The 15699-nt window shown below is 71.5% G+C and carries 12 protein-coding genes; 3 read left to right on the top strand and 9 right to left on the bottom strand.

Features of this window, described 5'->3' with window-relative positions:
• Positions 1-11: 11 nt before the first annotated feature.
• The 4 genes from OHT01_RS40295 to OHT01_RS37745 form a co-directional block, all read right to left on the bottom strand.
• The gene (locus OHT01_RS40295) at positions 12-317 is read right to left on the bottom strand and encodes a hypothetical protein (protein WP_443043493.1); all 306 of its coding nucleotides are present in this window, start codon (positions 315-317) and stop codon (positions 12-14) included.
• 168 nt (positions 318-485) lie between these two features.
• Positions 486-1499: an NAD(P)/FAD-dependent oxidoreductase gene (locus OHT01_RS37755; protein ID WP_328557616.1), complete on the bottom strand. Its 1014-nt coding sequence runs from the start codon at positions 1497-1499 to the stop codon at positions 486-488.
• Positions 1496-2032 (bottom strand): isoprenylcysteine carboxyl methyltransferase family protein, encoded by a 537-nt coding sequence (locus OHT01_RS37750; protein ID WP_328557615.1) that lies wholly within the window; start codon positions 2030-2032, stop codon positions 1496-1498. The genes OHT01_RS37755 and OHT01_RS37750 overlap by 4 nt, the downstream gene beginning before the upstream one ends.
• A gap of 70 nt (positions 2033-2102) precedes the next feature.
• Positions 2103-3161, bottom strand: a complete 1059-nt coding sequence (locus OHT01_RS37745; protein ID WP_328558402.1) for a type III polyketide synthase — start codon at positions 3159-3161, stop codon at positions 2103-2105.
• 143 nt (positions 3162-3304) lie between these two features.
• Between OHT01_RS37745 and OHT01_RS37740 the strand changes: the two genes are divergently transcribed.
• On the top strand, positions 3305-4183 hold the full coding sequence (locus tag OHT01_RS37740) for a UbiA family prenyltransferase (RefSeq protein ID WP_328557614.1): 879 nt from the start codon (positions 3305-3307) through the stop codon (positions 4181-4183).
• Between the two features lie 202 nt (positions 4184-4385).
• On the opposite strand, the gene OHT01_RS37735 is transcribed toward OHT01_RS37740, so the two are convergent.
• From OHT01_RS37735 to OHT01_RS37725, 3 genes are all read right to left on the bottom strand, one after another.
• Positions 4386-4937 (bottom strand): lamin tail domain-containing protein, encoded by a 552-nt coding sequence (locus OHT01_RS37735; protein WP_328557613.1) that lies wholly within the window; start codon positions 4935-4937, stop codon positions 4386-4388.
• A gap of 1125 nt (positions 4938-6062) precedes the next feature.
• Positions 6063-6266 carry a cold-shock protein gene (locus tag OHT01_RS37730; RefSeq protein ID WP_037751662.1) on the bottom strand — a complete coding sequence of 68 codons (204 nt, stop codon included), beginning with the start codon at positions 6264-6266 and terminating at the stop codon, positions 6063-6065.
• A 408-nt stretch (positions 6267-6674) separates the two neighbouring features.
• Positions 6675-7940: an MFS transporter gene (locus OHT01_RS37725; RefSeq protein ID WP_328557612.1), complete on the bottom strand. Its 1266-nt coding sequence runs from the start codon at positions 7938-7940 to the stop codon at positions 6675-6677.
• A gap of 308 nt (positions 7941-8248) precedes the next feature.
• On the opposite strand from OHT01_RS37725, the gene OHT01_RS37720 reads away from it, so the two are divergent.
• Complete coding sequence (locus OHT01_RS37720; RefSeq protein WP_328557611.1) at positions 8249-9757, top strand: hypothetical protein; 1509 nt, start codon at positions 8249-8251, stop codon at positions 9755-9757.
• Between the two features lie 193 nt (positions 9758-9950).
• Here OHT01_RS37720 and OHT01_RS37715 read toward each other — a convergent pair whose 3' ends face one another.
• Entirely contained in the window at positions 9951-10637 is a 687-nt protein-coding gene (locus OHT01_RS37715; protein WP_328557610.1) for a M24 family metallopeptidase, read from the bottom strand.
• 277 nt (positions 10638-10914) lie between these two features.
• Between OHT01_RS37715 and OHT01_RS37710 the strand changes: the two genes are divergently transcribed.
• Complete coding sequence (locus tag OHT01_RS37710; protein WP_443043566.1) at positions 10915-15045, top strand: molybdopterin-dependent oxidoreductase; 4131 nt, start codon at positions 10915-10917, stop codon at positions 15043-15045.
• A gap of 72 nt (positions 15046-15117) precedes the next feature.
• Here OHT01_RS37710 and OHT01_RS37705 read toward each other — a convergent pair whose 3' ends face one another.
• Positions 15118-15621 carry an NUDIX hydrolase gene (locus OHT01_RS37705; RefSeq protein ID WP_328557608.1) on the bottom strand — a complete coding sequence of 168 codons (504 nt, stop codon included), beginning with the start codon at positions 15619-15621 and terminating at the stop codon, positions 15118-15120.
• Positions 15622-15699: the final 78 nt, after the last annotated feature.

Raw genomic sequence — 15699 nt, 5'->3', positions numbered from 1 at the left:
ACGCCGGCGCGTCAGGCGGACGACTCGTCGGGCACGGGATGCTCCGGGCGGTGGCTGCCGGAGTTCGGGACACCTCTCCGGCCGGTGCCTGCCTCGTCCGTGTCGGGGATCCCCGGGTCCGGGAGGCCCCCCTCGGAGCCCACCGCACCGGGATTCCCGGGCTCGGGCCCGTCGTCCTCGGCCCACCGCTCGGGTACGCCGACCGCGTCCCACGGGTCTTCGCCGGGTGCGGCCTGCTGATCGGGCGGATCCCTGGGTACGGGCTTCGGTGTCGGCCCACCACGGGGCTCAGGGCCGTCCGGGTGACTCTCGTTCAAGGCGTCCTCACTTCCTCGCGCGGGGCGTGGCGTGAGGCGCAAGTACCCTTCTCGGCGACGCTGATGCCGGTGCGATCGACCCCGCCGGAACAGGTCTCCGGTCGAACGGAGAACTCGCCTCACCACGCGGGTCGCGAACGAGCACACGGCATCACCTCGCCGTACGCCCTATTGCAGGGCGCGGACGGCGGCCGCGAACACCGGAGGCATCCGGGACGCCAGCGGGACGATCAGACGGGCGGTGCCGGGGCGGCGGCTCGCGGTCAGCAGGGCTCCGGTCAGCAGCCGATGGCGGCGTGTCAGCAGCGACCACTGCCGCTCGTAGTCCTCCGCGCGTCCCGCCGCGAGACAGCGGACGGCGGCCCCGGCCGTCGCCAGCCCGAGGGCGATGCCCTCGCCGGTGAGGGCGTCCACGTAGCCCGCCGCGTCACCGACGAGCAGGACGCGTCCGGCGACCCGGCGGCGCACCCGTTGCCGCAGCGGCCCCGCGCCCCGCACCTCGGTCGCCGCGGTCCCGCGCAGTGACGCGGTGAGCGCCGGGAAATCGGCAAGATGCTCGTCGTATCCGCGCCGCACGCGGCTCAGGACCGCGACCCCCACCAGGTCGTCCGCCACGGGTGTCACATAGGCCTCGCCGGTCCCCGACCAATGGACCTCCACGAAGTCCGTCCACGGCTCGACCCGGTAGTGCCTGCGCAGTCCGTAGCGACGGTGTGCGGCGCTCGGCAGCTCCAGCCCCAGTCCGCGGCGGACGGCGGAGTGCAGGCCGTCGGCGGCGATCAGCCAGCGTGCCGTGAGCCCCGCGGCGGTGACGCTGTCCGTGGTCTGTCGCACCTCCCCCGCCTTGCCGGACACGATCCGCACGCCGAGGCCGAGAGCACGCCGGTGCAGGGCGGCGTGGAGTGCCGTACGGCGGATTCCGAGCCCGCTGTCGCCGCGGAAGGGCGCTTCGGCTCGGGCCGCGCCGTCCACGTAGCGGATGCCGAGCAATTCCCTGCCGGTGGGCTCGACGCCCAGGGCCCGCAACGCGGCGACGCCACTGGGCATGACACCCTCCCCGCAGGCCTTGTCCACGGGTGCCGTCCGTGGCTCGACGACCACGGTCTCCAGGCCCGCCAGCGCGCTGTGGACCGCGGCGGCCAGACCGGCCGGGCCGCCACCGGCCACCAGGACGTCGATCACGCCGGAGCGGACGTCAACGAGGGGGTCGTCACGGCGTCCAGAGCCCGGTTCTCGCACCGGATGCGCACGGTCAGCAAGGCCGCGTCGGCCAGCGTGAACAGGATCGCGGTGACCCAGGCGGTGTGCACCAGCGGCAGCGCCACCCCCTCCGCGACGACGGCCACGTAGTTCGGGTGACGCAGTACCCGGTAGGGGCCACGGGCCACCAGGGGCAGGCCGGGCACGACGATCACCCGCGTGTTCCAGCGGGGCCCCAGGGTGAGGATGCACCACCAGCGCAGCGCCTGGGCGCCGGCCAGCACGGCCAGCATCGGCCAGGCGAGGGCCGGGAGGAACGGCCGGTCGGCCAGTCCCACCTCGACCAGGCAGCCGATCAGCAGGGCGGTGTGCAGGGCGACCATCGCCGGATAGTGGCCCCGGCCCGCCTCGATCGCGCCGCGAGCGAGGCTCCACCGTTCGTTGCGGCGGGCCACGACGAGTTCGCCGACCCGTTCGGCGGCGACGGCGGCCACCAGCAGTCCGTACCAGATCATGTGTCCGTCTCCCGCCGTTCCCTCTCCTGCCGTTCCCTCTCCTGCCGCTCCCGGTCGCTCGCCGGGCGGCCTACCAGCGCAGCAGCACCAGCTCGCAGGCGAAGCCCGGCCCCATCGCCAGCAGCAGACCCGGCGTACCGGCGGGCGGGCGGCGGGTGGCCAGGGTGTCGCGCAGCACGTGCAGCACGGACGACGAGGAGAGGTTGCCCACGTCCGCCAGATGACGCCAGGTCACATCGAGGGCCCCGTCGGGCAGGTCGAGGGCTTCACCGACGGCCTCCAGGACCCTGGGGCCACCGGGGTGGCACACCCAGGCGCTCACGTCCTTCGGTTTCAGACCGTGGTCGCCCAGGAACCCCTCGACGTCATCGGCGAGATGACGGCGCACCACGTCGGGGATCTCCGGATCCAGTACGACCTGGAAGCCCGAACTCCTGATCTCCCAGCCCATGACGCGGCCGCTCTCGGGATACAGCCGGCTGCGCGTGTCCACGATCGTGGGGCCGCCGGCTTCGCCGTCGCGGCGCGCACCGCAGGCCACCACCGCCGCGGCTCCGTCGCCGAACAGCCCGGTGGCGACCATGTTGGCGAGGGAGGCGTCGTCGCGCTGGAACGTGAGCGAGCACAGTTCGACCGACAGCAGCACGGCCACCTGGTCGGGCCGGCCCAGCAGATAGTCGTGCGCTCGGGACAGTCCCGCCGCGCCTCCGGCACAGCCCAGGCCGAACATCGGCAGTCTCTTGACGTCGGGCCGCAGTCCGAGGCGGCCCGCCACCCGGGCGTCGATGGAGGGCGCCGCGATGCCCGTGACCGAGGTGAAGATCAGCATGTCCACGTCCGTCGCGGACAGCCCGGCCAGGCGCAACGCCTCTCGGACGGCCTTGGCCCCCATGTCCGTGGCGGCCTGGATGAAGACGTCGTTCGCGGCGCCGAAGCCGTCCAGCACCTCGTACCGTTCGAGCGGCAGCGTCATATGGCGTGCAATGACCCTGGCACCGCGGTGCAGCCGGTCGAGCACACCGCGCTCGGTGCCCGCGGGCAGACAGGTGCGGGCCACCATGTCCGTGATCTCGCACTGGTCGTGGCGGTGCGGCGCGAGGGCACCGTGAACGGCGGCGATCCGCGTCATAGGGCTCCCGTCCGAAACCGACTGGGGTGTGCTGCCCATCAGGCCTTCCCCGGACCGGCACTTCGTCACCAGGGATCGCCCATCCGGCCGTTCGTCCCGTGGCGCGCTCCGGCCGGGTGCACGAGGCCTCCTACCATCGCCGAGTGGGTACTCCCGAGCACTCGACGACCGGTGGCACCGCGGTACCTGGAAGCGGCCGGATCGGTGGGCTGGTCCGGGCGTGCCATCCCGGGCCCGTCGCCGCCGTCACCTCGCTGGCGGCGGCGCTGTCGGTCATCGCCGGCAGGGGAACCGGGGGGTGTGTCCTGGTCGGCGCCGCCGTCATGACGGGGCAGTTGTCGGTCGGCTGGTGCAACGACGCCTTCGACGCGCGCCGGGACTTCGCGGCGGGCCGCCGTGGCAAGCCCGTCGTGGACGGCGCGATCGGCGTGCGTCAGGTGTGGGCCGCGGCGTACGCGGCGCTGGCCCTGTGCGTGCCGCTCTCGCTCCTCTACGGCCCCTGGGCCGGCGTCGTCCATGTGGCCGCGGTCGGTGCGGGGTGGGCGTACAACCTGCGCCTCAAGGCCACCCGTTGGTCCTGGGTGCCCTACGCGCTGGCGTTCGCCGCGCTCCCGGCGTTCGTGGCGCTCGGGCTGCCGGGCCGTCCGTGGCCGGCCTGGTGGGTGCTCGGCGCGGGGGCGCTGCTGGGTGTCGGGGCGCATCTGGGCGATGTCCTGCCGGACATCCGCGGAGATCTGGCCATGGGGGTACGGGGGTGGCCGCAGCGGCTGGGCCCGGATCGTGCGCGACTGCTGCTTCCGGTGCCTCTGGTGATCGCGTCGGCGCTGCTGGCGCTGGGGCCCGCGGGACCGCCGGGCAGGCGCGAGGTGGCGGCGCTGGGGCTGGTCCTCGTGGTCGCGGTGACGGGGACGGTGCTGGGGCGCCGCCGGGAGCGGCTGGCGTTCGCGACGGCGGTGGTGGTCGCGGCGGTGGACGTGACCTTGCTGCTCAGCGGTCTCGGGATCGGACCGGGGTCGCCGTGAGTCGTGGGACGTCGAAGCGCTGTGCCGGGCCGACCGGTGAGGAAGGACCGCCCCCGTCGGACGCAGAAGACCCGCACCGTGCGGTGCGGGTCTTCCTCGGTACGACCGTTCAAGAGGCCACGTGATCACGGGGCCGGCTGTGCCCGGCCCTCAGCCGGTCGTCTCACCTCCGTGCGGCAACAGGCGTGCCGTCAGGGGATGTTCAGTGACCGTGGTGCCCGCCGCCGTGGTTGTCGCCGTGACCCCGGTTGTCACCGTGACCCCGGTTGTCACCGTGACCGCGGTTGTCACCGTGACCCCGGCCCCAGGAGACGCTGTCGACGAAGCGGCCATGGTCGTTCTTCAGGGTGGCGACGTCGGAGTGGTTGTCCCACACCTCGTTGCGGCGGTCCTGGAAGAGGTCCCGGTTGGTGTCACGGCCGAAGCCCGTGTGGATACGGACGGTGGAACGGCCGGCCAGGGTGTAGTGCCGGAAGGTGTAGCGGTTGCCGTCCTTGTCCGACAGCGTCCAGCCGTTCAGGTTCACGCCACGGCGCGCGGAGTTGGTGATCTCCACCCACTCCGCGTTCAGCGAACGGCTCGAACGGTCGTTGAAGCCCGGCGCGTCGGCCTGGACCCTGCTGATCGCTACGTGCGTGCGCTCGGCACGCGGCTCAGCGGCGGAGGCGGACACGGTGGCCGAGCCGACCATTGCGCCGGCCGCGAGGGCCGCGGCCACCATACGGCGGACCGTGACAGACGTGGAAACGGACATGAATGCTCCTCAAGGTTCGAGAGCCGGCACACCCCGTGCGAGCGCTCCACTGCGGAGAACCTGCACGGTGCGACCCTGTGCGAGTTTCCCGGCCCGGTGGCCGAGGACTCATAAGTTGCTCCACATCCCCGCCCGGGACGGGCAACACCCGGCCCCTGTTACCAATTACGAACATGTCGGTTACAGACGCCTGTATCAGTCCTTTAACTGCTGAAAGCTGAAGAGTGGTGGCCTGTCATCGTCAACTCCCGTACTCCTACAGCATCCAGACTATTTTCGGGCATCCAGCCCATCACCTCACCGGATGCGGCCGTCACCCGAAAGTGAGTAACACACCGCCGCTCCGATTCGGCCTCGTCACCGTGACAGGTCCAGGTCGGACGGGCGATCGCCGCTCGACATACGGTTCTTGACAGCCCATCAGCCGGCTACGACGCGGAACCGCGCGAGGGAGGATCGATGGAGGTCCGCTCGGCCAGAGTGCCGCAGTCGCCGCCTCCGCTCGGGACGCCGCACGGGCCGGACGGGTGATGACTGCCTGCCGGATCGGCGCGGCTGGGGATTCCGGACCGCGGCGCCGTACGCGTCGCGCGGCGAACCGCCGCCAAGGCTGTATGACAATTTCGCTTCGACACCCGATGGGCAGACGCGAATTGTCAGGCAGTCCCTGGGGCTGGAGACAACTGACGGCCGGGTGTTGCTGACACCTGGGGCCACTGACGGCCCGGGAGCCCGGCGGGTGAAACCGCCGACGGCTCAGTACCGCTGACGGCTCGGTACCGCTGACGGCTCGGTACTGCTGACGGGGGAACCGCGCGAACTCGCACGCCTCACCACGGCCCCGCGCGAGCGCCGTCGAGCGTGGACGTGAGACGACCGCTGGAGTCGGGTCGTCGGAAGTTCGGCGCCGCCGGCGCCGGAAAGGGGGTGCGTGCCCGCCCCACGGGCGAGCCGCACGCGCCGTAACACCTGTCTTTACGTGGCTCGGCCGCCCCCTCGGGGAGCCGGCGGAACCCGCGTTGGCCGTAGGCCCACATTGAACTGCGTGGCCTGCGTGGCCTGCCGTGATGCACGGTGCCTCAACGTGGATGTTCTTTGAGGCACCGTGCCGGCGTGACGCCGAGATCAGGCGGGGGTGATGTTCTCCGCCTGCGGGCCCTTCTGGCCCTGCGTGATGTCGAAGGTCACGGCCTGGCCTTCCTGGAGCTCACGGAAGCCACTGGCGTTGATGTTGGAGTAGTGCGCGAAGACGTCGGGGCCGCCGCCGTCCTGCGCGATGAAACCGAAGCCCTTTTCGGCGTTGAACCACTTGACAGTTCCGCTGGCCATGCCAGTGCCTCTCACTCGATGACGGATCCGCACCGCGCGGACCCGGAGGTAGTCGTCCTGGTCCTCGGGCACTGCACAGCAAAACGCCCGCACCACGGCGCGGGCAGGTACTGCGAACCACGACATCTGCCAGCGACGTTACACGGCGAGAGCGCCACTCACCAGAGAGCAAGGGCCGCCAGGTGGACCGGTAATGCCGCCACACGCGTGTCATGACGCCTCCACCGCCCCGCACGGAACGCGCCATCGGCAGGCGTCGACGAGCGGGCCGCGCATGCCTCACTGTCACAAACCGCCCGCCAAGACGGCATGAATCGGGATCAAGAAGTCGATCTTGCGGCGCCCGGACCTCTCCGACGGGCCGTGAGCAGCACCGGGCGAAGGTTCCGACTACCGCTGCGGGGACCGTCAGGTGATGTCGATCGCAGTTCCGTTCATCCGGCTCGACTTCCGTGCGTCCGGGACGGCGAGGTGCGGCCGCGGTACCCGCCGGCGGTCCTCCGCCCAGCGGACGGCGAAGGGCGCCGCCGATCCCGTGAGGGCGAACAGCGCTCCGAGGACGTACCAGCCGGGGCGCCCCCACATGACGCAGAGCGCGATGAGAAGACCTGGCCCGACGGCCTCGGCCAGCCCGGCGCCCAGGCCGAACACACCGAGGTACTGGCCGGTGGCGTGCTTCGGGGCGAGGGCGAAGGACACCTCGAAGCCCGCGGCGGAGTGCCACAGCTCGCCGACCGTGTGGATCACGACCGCGGCGATGAGCAGGGCCGCGGCAGCCCATGCCCGCAGCCCGGCCGCCAGGGAGATCATCGAGCACGAGACGAGGAAGGCCCCTCCCGCCCGGCGGTAGGCGCGACCGCCGGCCGCGGGCGAACCGACGCCACGGCTGACCCGCACCTGGAGCAGGACCACCAGCACGGTCCCGGTGATCATGGTGCCCGAGACGAGCCAGTGAGGGGCGGCGGTGGCGCCGACGAGCCACAGCGGGACGGCCACGGTGAGCACCTTGAACTGGATGGCCATGACGCCGTCCAGCGCGCTGAGCAGCAAGTAGGGACGGTCCCGCAGCGCGCCCCGGCGAGGGCCGCCGACGGCGGGGACGGGCGCGACGGGCGGGAGGAGGAGCAGCAGCGCCGCGGAGACCAGGAACGCGATCGCGTTGCCGACGACCATGAGGTGATAGGCGGTCAGGGTGCCCACCTGAACCACCCATCCCGCGGCCAGCGCCCCGACGGAGATGCCGACATTGGTGACCGCGCGCAGATAGGCCCGGAACTCCTGGGGCCGGTCCCCGCCGTAGTGCCGGATGAGTGGGGAGCGGGCGGCCGTTCCCGCCGCCTTGGCCCCGGTCGCCGAGCAGACGACGAGGACGAACGGCCAGAAGCTGTCCGCCCGGACGAAGCAGGCCGTGGCCAGCGCCTGGACCACGAGCGTGGCCGCGTAGACACCGCGCGCTCCGTGGCGGTCCGCCAGGTGACCGACCGTCACACCGAGGGCGAGGGCGACCAGACCCGCGACGCCGAGCCCGATCCCCACTCGGTCCGCCGGAAGGTGGACGGCCTGAGTGAAGTACAGGACCCCGGCGGTCAGATAGAGACCGCTGCCGACGGTGTAGACGAAGTTCGAGGCCGCGAGGACCCGCTGCGGTCCGGCATCAGGCATCAGGTGAGACACGACGGGACTCCACGGCACAGGTAGGTAAGGACTGACAAGGCTTTTTGCATGTTACTTGCAAGAGCAAGTCGATTGCCATAGTTGGCAGTTGGGCGAGACGCGCTCCGAGTGGGCACCCCTGTACGAAATCCACGGGACGCCTGCCGTCCGGAGTGGCGGACGGGTCGTAGACACCGGACGCAGGTACTGTCGCCGGCCACTTACTGACCGTACGCTGACAAGTCATGCAACTTCGGGCGTGATTGACGGGGGGAACCGTCATGTCCTGGGATCATCAAGGTGCTCGTTCCGACTTCGTCGTTCCACCGATGCCGACCGCGCCGCCGCCCGCTCCCGCGAATCCGTGGCGAGCCCTCGCGGTGGCGTTGCTGAACCTCAGCGGGCTCGGGCTCGGTTACGCCGTCGTGCGCCGCTGGGGGCTGATGGCCGTGTGCTGGGTCGCGACGGTGATCCTGCTCGTGGTGGCCCTGCCCGCGGACCCGGACGGTGTACCCGGTCCGACAGTCGTCCTCTATCTGGTCCTCCTCGCTCTCGCGGCCGTGCACGGCGCGTCCGTGGGGCTGCGGACCCGGTTGGCGCTGCTGCCCAGCGCCGTGATCGCGGCCGCGCTCGGGGTCGTACTGCTGGCGGTGCCCGCCACCGGAGTCGTCCTGTACGACGGAGCACGGGACGAAGCCACGGAGCAGATGCTCCTGGACCGGCTCGACCGTGCGGACAAGCTGGTCAGGGAGTCCGGGAAGCAGCCGTTCGCGACAGCCGAGGCCGGCTACCGCCGCGCCCTGGGTGTCTATGGCGCGCTCACCGACGACCACCCGGGCTCACGGGCGGCGCGGCGCGTTCCCGGCCGGCTCAAGGTCTACTACGCAACGGTCGGCGCACCGTACGCGCGGCAGGACTACTGCTCCGCCGTGTCTCCGCTGAAGTACCTCCGCACGGTCCCGCGCACCATCGGCAAGAAGGAACTCGGAGACCTCTCCGCCTGGCCCGACGACCGGCTGGCCACCTCGCTCTACGAGTGCGCGGCGGCATCGCTCAGCGGCGGAGACTCCGACTGGACCTCGCGGTTCGGCGAGCTGCTGTCGACGTTCCCCGCGTCCGCACAGGCGCGCAAGGTGGAACCGGCGGTGAAGACCGCGGTCGACCACGCGGTCAAGTCCGTCCGCGGGGACGACCCTTGTGCCGCCGTCCAGCGGCTCGACGGCCTCGGCACCCAGGTCCGCGGACTGCCCGGGGAGCAGGCCGGGCTCGCCGACGCCCTCGGCAAGGACGCCGACCGGGCCTCGCGGAGCGCGCGTTCGGGCGCCTACGCCTGCGGTGTCGCCCAGTACAAGGACGGGAAATTCAGTGACGCCGTCACGACCATGAACGACTTCGCCAAGAACAACCCGCACGACAGGAACCGGGCGCGCGCCCAGAAGACAGCCATCGCCGCGGAGGTCGCGCAGACGGTACCCGCGGCCGGCAAGCGCCTGCCGACCACGGCATCGGGCGGGAGCATCACCGTCACGGTCAAGAACGACAGCCCCGACGACATCACGGTCCTGTACACGGGACCGGTGACCGGGAGCTTCGACCTCAAGGCCTGCGGGAGCTGCGCCTCGTACACGCTCGGCAGCACGCTCAGGATCGGCTTCAAACCGTGCAGTGACAGTGGCAGGCACTACCCGCAGCGGACCATCCGGCTGCCCGTCGGCACCACCTACTTCGTGCACAAGTCCCGCAGCGGGACCGGAAAAACCCCTGCCTCGGACACCGCCAAGCTGTCGCCGGGCTATGTCTACACCGAGTGCGCGTACACGACGAGCCTCGGCTACTGAGACCTGGACGGCGCGCCCGGTACGGGACCGGGCGCGCCCCGGGGCGGGTCGGGTGTCCCGCGGCGGGACAGCCGCGTGAGCGCCGGCTACCCCTGGGAAAGGACCGGAACAAGCTGGACCAGGCCCACCGAGGCCCGGTCGCCGTACCGGAACCGGCGAGGGCGCCCGACTCTTCGTGGATGGCGGTGCCGTGTCAGAGGTCGAGCAGTTCCTCGTAGAAGCCACCGAACTCGCGTCCCCGGTCGATGAGATGGATCTCCAGGATCCAGTGCAGGAGCTGCCCGGCTTCGTCCGTGCGGCGCAGCGGCCTGTCGTTGGCGGGCACGATGTGGGAGTCGACGTCCTCCCAGTCGTTGTACTCGGGCGGGAACTCGCCGACCAGGTGGCCGACGTGCCAGCCGCCCAGTTCCCAGCCCGCTTCGGCCGCGAGCCGTTCGACCTCGGCGTAGAGCCGCTTGCCGGTGATCCCCGGGTCCGCTTCGAAGGCGCGGCGTCCGGCCGCGAAGACGGCCGCCAGGTCGTCGCGCAGGCGGTGCTTGACGGGGTCGTCGCCGAGTACGAAGGTCCGCCCGAAGTCGGCCTCGAACTCCTCGAAGATCGGCCCGAAGTCGGCGAAGACGATGTCGTCCGCGCCGATGACCCGGTCCGGCGGGTTCTCACGGTAGGGCAGCAGCGTGTTCGGTCCTGACCGCACGATCCGTTTGTGCCAGTAGTGGGTGGTCCCGAACATCTCGTTCGCCAGGTCACGGATCTTGTCGCTCACCGCGCGTTCGCCCTGGCCGGCGGCGACGAGCTGCCTCGTCCCGATCTCCGCGAAGAGCAGCGCCGCCTTGGCCTGAGCGTCCAGCAGCCGGGCCGCGCGGGTGGATTCATCCGTCATGCCGTTCACCGTAGGAGTTCCGATTCGACCCCGGCAAGCGCGTTGATCGCCGCGCGCTCCGGGTCTTCGTCACATCCGCGCAGGCCACACCTCACAAGCGCCGGTGCGCGGGTGTGTGGAGCGCGTAACCCCCGTTGATCGAGCGGCGTGACAACCGCGTAATGGGCCCTTCGTAGCGTCGGTGGAGGAAGGTACCGATCACACGGAGGGGCCGCTCGTGACCACGACCACCCAGCAGGTGCGGACGGTCTGCTCGTACTGCGGTGTCGGCTGCGGGATGGTCCTGGACATCGGGACGGGTCCCGACGGGCGGCGAACGGTCCTGAAGGCATCCGGGGACAAGACGCACCCCGCCAACTTCGGGCGCCTGTGCACCAAGGGCGCGACGACGGCCGACATGCTCGCCGCACCGGGGCGGCTGACGTCCGCCCTGGTGCGTGCCGAGCGGGGGGCGCAGGCCGAACCCGCACCGGTGGACGCCGCGATCGCGGAGACCGCGCGCCGCCTCCGGGCGGTGATCGACGAGCACGGCCCGGACGCGTTCGCGTTCTACGTCTCCGGGCAGATGAGTCTGGAGGCCCAGTACCTGGCCAACAAGCTGGCCAAGGGGTTCGTGAGGACGAACCAGATCGAGTCGAACTCCCGGCTGTGCATGGCGAGCGCGGGCACCGGCTACAAGCTGTCCCTCGGCGCGGACGGCCCGCCCGGCTCGTACCAGGACTTCGAGCACGCCGACGTGTTCTTCGTCATCGGTTCCAACATGGCCGACTGTCACCCCATCCTGTTCCTGAGGATGATGGACCGGGTCAAATCGGGCGGCGCCAAGCTGATCGTCGTCGACCCGCGGCGCAGCGCGACCGCCGACAAGGCGGACCTGTTCCTGCCGGTCCGGCCAGGAACGGACCTGGCCCTGCTCAACGGCCTGCTGCACCTGCTGCACGAGAACGGGCACACAGACCCCGAGTTCATCGCCGCGCACACCGAGGGGTGGGAGGCGATACCGGAGTTCCTGGCCGACTACCCGCCCGCCACGGTCGCGGACATCACCGGAGTCCCGGAGGCCGACATCCGCGAGGCGGCCCGGCTCATCGGCGAGGCCGGGGAATGGATGAGCTGCTGGACCATGGGTCTCAACCAGTCCACGCACGGCACCTGGAACACCAACGCGCTGGTCAATCTGCATCTGGCGACGGGCGCGATCTGCCGGCCCGGCAGCGGTCCCTTCTCGCTCACCGGTCAGCCCAACGCCATGGGCGGCCGCGAGATGGGGTACATGGGTCCGGGACTGCCCGGCCAGCGGTCGGTGCTGGTCGCCGCGGAGCGCGCGTTCGTCGAGGAGCTGTGGGAGCTGCCCCCGGGCACGGTCCGCGAGGACGGGGTCGGCCGGGGCACGGTCGAGATGTTCCGGAAGATGGCCGACGGGGACATCAAGGCGTGCTGGATCATCTGCACCAACCCTGTCGCCTCCGTGGCCAACCGCAGGACCGTCATCGAGGGCCTGGAGCGGGCCGAGTTCGTCGTCGCCCAGGACGTGTTCGCCGAGACGGAGACCAACGCGTACGCGGATGTGGTCCTGCCGGGGGCCCTGTGGACCGAGACGGAGGGCGTCCTCGTCAACAGCGAGCGCAATGTCACCCTCGCCCGGCCCGCGGTGGAGCCCCCCGGGGAGGCGATGGCGGACTGGCGGATCATCGCCGCTGTCGCCCGCGCGATGGGATACGAGCGGGGCTTCTCGTACGACAGCGCGGAAGAGGTCTTCGAGGAGATCAAGCGCGCCCGCAATCCGAAGACCGGGTACGACCTTCGGGGTGTCACCTACGACCGGCTGCGGTCCACGCCGGTGCAGTGGCCCGCCGCGCGCGAGGACGGCCCCGACCGCAATCCGATCCGGTATGTGGGCCCGGACGGCGGCGGGCCGGTCTTCCCCACGGCGAGCGGCCGGGCGGTGTTCCACGCCCGTCCGCACATCGCTCCCGCCGAGATGCCGGACGACGACTATCCGTACGTCCTGAACACCGGTCGGTTGCAGCACCAGTGGCACACCCTCACCAAGACCGGCAGGGTCGCCAAGCTCAACAAGCTCAACCCCGGGCCCTTCGTGGAGCTGCACCCGGAGGACGCCGTCGTGCTCGGTGTCGCCGACGGCGATTCGGTGGAGGTCGCGTCCCGGCGCGGCCGGGCGGTGCTGCCCGCCGTGGTGAGCGACCGGGTTCGGCCGGGCTGCTGTTTCGCGCCCTTCCACTGGAACGACCTGTTCGGCGAGTACCTGAGTGTCAACGCCGTCACCAGCGACGCCGTCGACCCGCTGTCCTTCCAGCCGGAGTTCAAGGTCTGCGCGGTGTCCCTGACGAAGGTGGCGACTCCGGTGTCGGTAGCGGCTCCGGTGTCGGTGGCGGCCCCGGTGTCCGTGGTGACTCCGGCCGCGGGCGGTGCCGTCACGGGCCCCGGGGCCGTGACCGCCGCCGTGTCCGGGGGGCCGGCCGTGCCCGAGGCCCTCCCCGCGGGACCCGGGGACGTCTTCGGGCTGGAGCCCGCCCCACCGCCGGTGCTGGCCGAGCACGAGCGGCAGTACCTGATCGGTTTCCTCGCCGGTCTGCCGGCCGGGGCACCGGGCGTGCCGGTGCTGCCGCCGGGGGCACCGTTCAGCCCCGGGCACGCGCTGTGGGTGAACGGTGTACTGGCCGGCATGTACTCCCGGGCCGCTCCGGGACCGCCGCTCCCGGCCGCGCCGGTCGCCGTCCCCGTCCCCGTCCGGTCGGTCGTCGTCCTGTGGGCCTCGCAGACCGGGAACGCCGAGGAGTTCGCCACGACCGCCGCCGACCGGCTCGCCACCGCCGGGCACAAGGCCACCCTGGTCGGCATGGACGACGCCCGCCCGGGGGAACTGCCCGCCGACGCCGACATCCTCCTGATCACCAGTACCTTCGGCGACGGCGACGCCCCCGACAACGGATCCGGGTTCTGGGACGCCCTGGCGGCGCCCGACACGCCCCGCCTGGACGGCGTGCGCTTCGCGGTCCTGGCGTTCGGCGACTCCTCGTACGACGACTTCTGCGGCCACGGCCGCCGTCTCGACCGGCGCCTGGACGAACTGGGCGCCGTTCGGCTCGCCCCGCGCACGGACTGCGAACCCGACTACGGCCCCTCGGCCACCGCCTGGCTGGACCAGGTCCTCGGCCGCCTGGCCGACGCCACGGAGCCGGACACGGCGCCCCCGCCTCCCCCGTCGCCCGCTGTCCCAGGGCCGTCCCCCGTGCCCGTGGCCCCGCCGTCCGCGCCCCTGCCGAAGAAGGCGGCCCCCGTCACCACCCGCCTCACCGGCAACCGGTTGCTGAGTCTGCCCGGAGCGGGCAAGGAGGTACGGCGCTTCACCTTCGACACCCGCGACAGCGAGACCCCGCTCGTGTACCGGGCCGGCGACGCCCTCGGCGTGCTCCCCGTCAACTCCCCGGACCTCGTCACGGAATGGCTGGCCACCACAGGGCTCGCCCCGGACAGCGGCGTGAACCTGGACGGCGGCGCGGAGATCCCCTTCCACGACGCCCTGCGCCGCCGTCTGGACATCACCCGGATCACCCCCGACCTGCTGCGGTTCGTCGCCGAGCGCACCCATGACCGGGTACTGAAGAAGCTGCTGCGCCCCGACAACAAGGACGAACTGGCCAAGTGGTCCTGGGGCCGTCAGGCCGTCGACGTCATCGCCGAACACCCCGTCCGGGCCGGTGCCCAGGAGTGGGCCGAGGTGCTGAGGCCGCTCCAGCCGCGCCTGTACTCCATTTCGTCCAGCCCGCTGACCGACCCCCACCTCGTCTCGCTCACGGTCTCCGTCGTCCGCTACGAGAGTCCGGCCGGACGACCGCGCCAGGGCGTCTGCTCGCCCTTTCTCGCCGACGCGGCCCCCGGAACCCCGGTGCCGGTCTTCGTCCAGCCCTCGCCGCGGTTCCGGCCGCCGGCCGACCCCGGCACGCCCATGGTGATGGTGGGCCCCGGCACCGGGATCGCCCCGTTCATCGGCTTCCTGCACGAGCGCCGCGCCCTGGGCCACCACGCGCCCAACTGGCTGTTCTTCGGCGAACAGCACCGGTCCACCGACTTCTACTACGAGGACGAGCTGACCGCGTTCCTCGCCGACGGCACCCTCGCCCGCCTGGACACCGCGTTCTCCCGCGACCAGCGCGCCAAGGTCTACGTCCAGGACCGGATGCGCGAACACGGACCCCAGCTCTGGTCCTGGCTCCAGGAAGGGGCGCACCTCTACGTGTGCGGCGACGCCTCCCGTATGGCCAAGGACGTCGACCGGGCGCTGCGGGACATCGCCACCACCCACGGCGGCCACAGCCCGGACGGCGCCGCCGCGTACGTCAAGCAGCTCGCCGCCGAGAAGCGGTACGTCCGTGACGTGTACTGACCGGCTGCCGGTCAGCGGCTCACCGAAGCAGGTGTGCGGGCTTCCCGCCCGGCGAGGGCCGTCCGCCTGAGGTCAGGGCGAGGTGCCGATGGGCCCGTTCGGCACGAAGCCCAGGTCGACGGGCGTCACGGGTGGGCCGTCCCGTCGTACGGCAGCCAGCAGTTCCGGGAGCTGCGGCGGCCAGAGCGGCTCTCCCGCGTTCGAAAGATCGTCCGGCGACCACCATCTCCCCCGAAGGATCCCGTCCGCCGTGTGCGCCTCGCCCAGTTCGCCCACCGGTTCCCTGCGAGGCCCGTACGCGAGGAAGATGTGCTCGTGCTGGCGCACGGGGACACCGGCCCGGGTGAAGTCGTGCTCCCAAAGACACAGCACAGTGGCGCCGAGCTCGATGTCCGCCCACCCGGTCTCCTCGCGCAACTCGCGCTCGGCCGCTTGCAGCGGCGTCTCACCCGGATCCATTCCGCCACCGGGCAACGCCCAGTGGACCCCGACTTCCTCGTTGTCGTACCGGAACATGAAGACACCTCCCGCCGGGTCCAGTACCGCGACTCTGGCTGCCTGCCTGGGAATCCTCATCGGTTCACCCTGTCAGAGGGGCCCGAGGGTGTCGATCAGGCGCCTGAGATCTGGGTCACCGGAACCAAGAGGCCAAGG

It is taken from the genome of Streptomyces sp. NBC_00358 (assembly GCF_036099295.1).
Taxonomy (GTDB): Bacteria; Actinomycetota; Actinomycetes; order Streptomycetales; family Streptomycetaceae; genus Streptomyces.
The sequence above is the reverse complement of the archived record's forward strand: the minus strand, read 5'-3'. Positions and strand labels throughout refer to the sequence as shown.

Coding starts and splice junctions, on each gene's coding strand:
- OHT01_RS37750 (WP_328557615.1), bottom strand. CDS start 2,032: ATGATCTGGTACGGACTGCTGGTGGCCGCCGTCGCCGCCGAACGGGTC.
- OHT01_RS37745 (WP_328558402.1), bottom strand. CDS start 3,161: ATGACGCGGATCGCCGCCGTTCACGGTGCCCTCGCGCCGCACCGCCAC.
- OHT01_RS37735 (WP_328557613.1), bottom strand. CDS start 4,937: ATGTCCGTTTCCACGTCTGTCACGGTCCGCCGTATGGTGGCCGCGGCC.
- OHT01_RS37730 (WP_037751662.1), bottom strand. CDS start 6,266: ATGGCCAGCGGAACTGTCAAGTGGTTCAACGCCGAAAAGGGCTTCGGT.
- OHT01_RS37720 (WP_328557611.1), top strand. CDS start 8,249: ATGCCGACCGCGCCGCCGCCCGCTCCCGCGAATCCGTGGCGAGCCCTC.
- OHT01_RS37715 (WP_328557610.1), bottom strand. CDS start 10,637: ATGACGGATGAATCCACCCGCGCGGCCCGGCTGCTGGACGCTCAGGCC.
- OHT01_RS37710 (WP_443043566.1), top strand. CDS start 10,915: ATGGTCCTGGACATCGGGACGGGTCCCGACGGGCGGCGAACGGTCCTG.
- OHT01_RS37705 (WP_328557608.1), bottom strand. CDS start 15,621: ATGAGGATTCCCAGGCAGGCAGCCAGAGTCGCGGTACTGGACCCGGCG.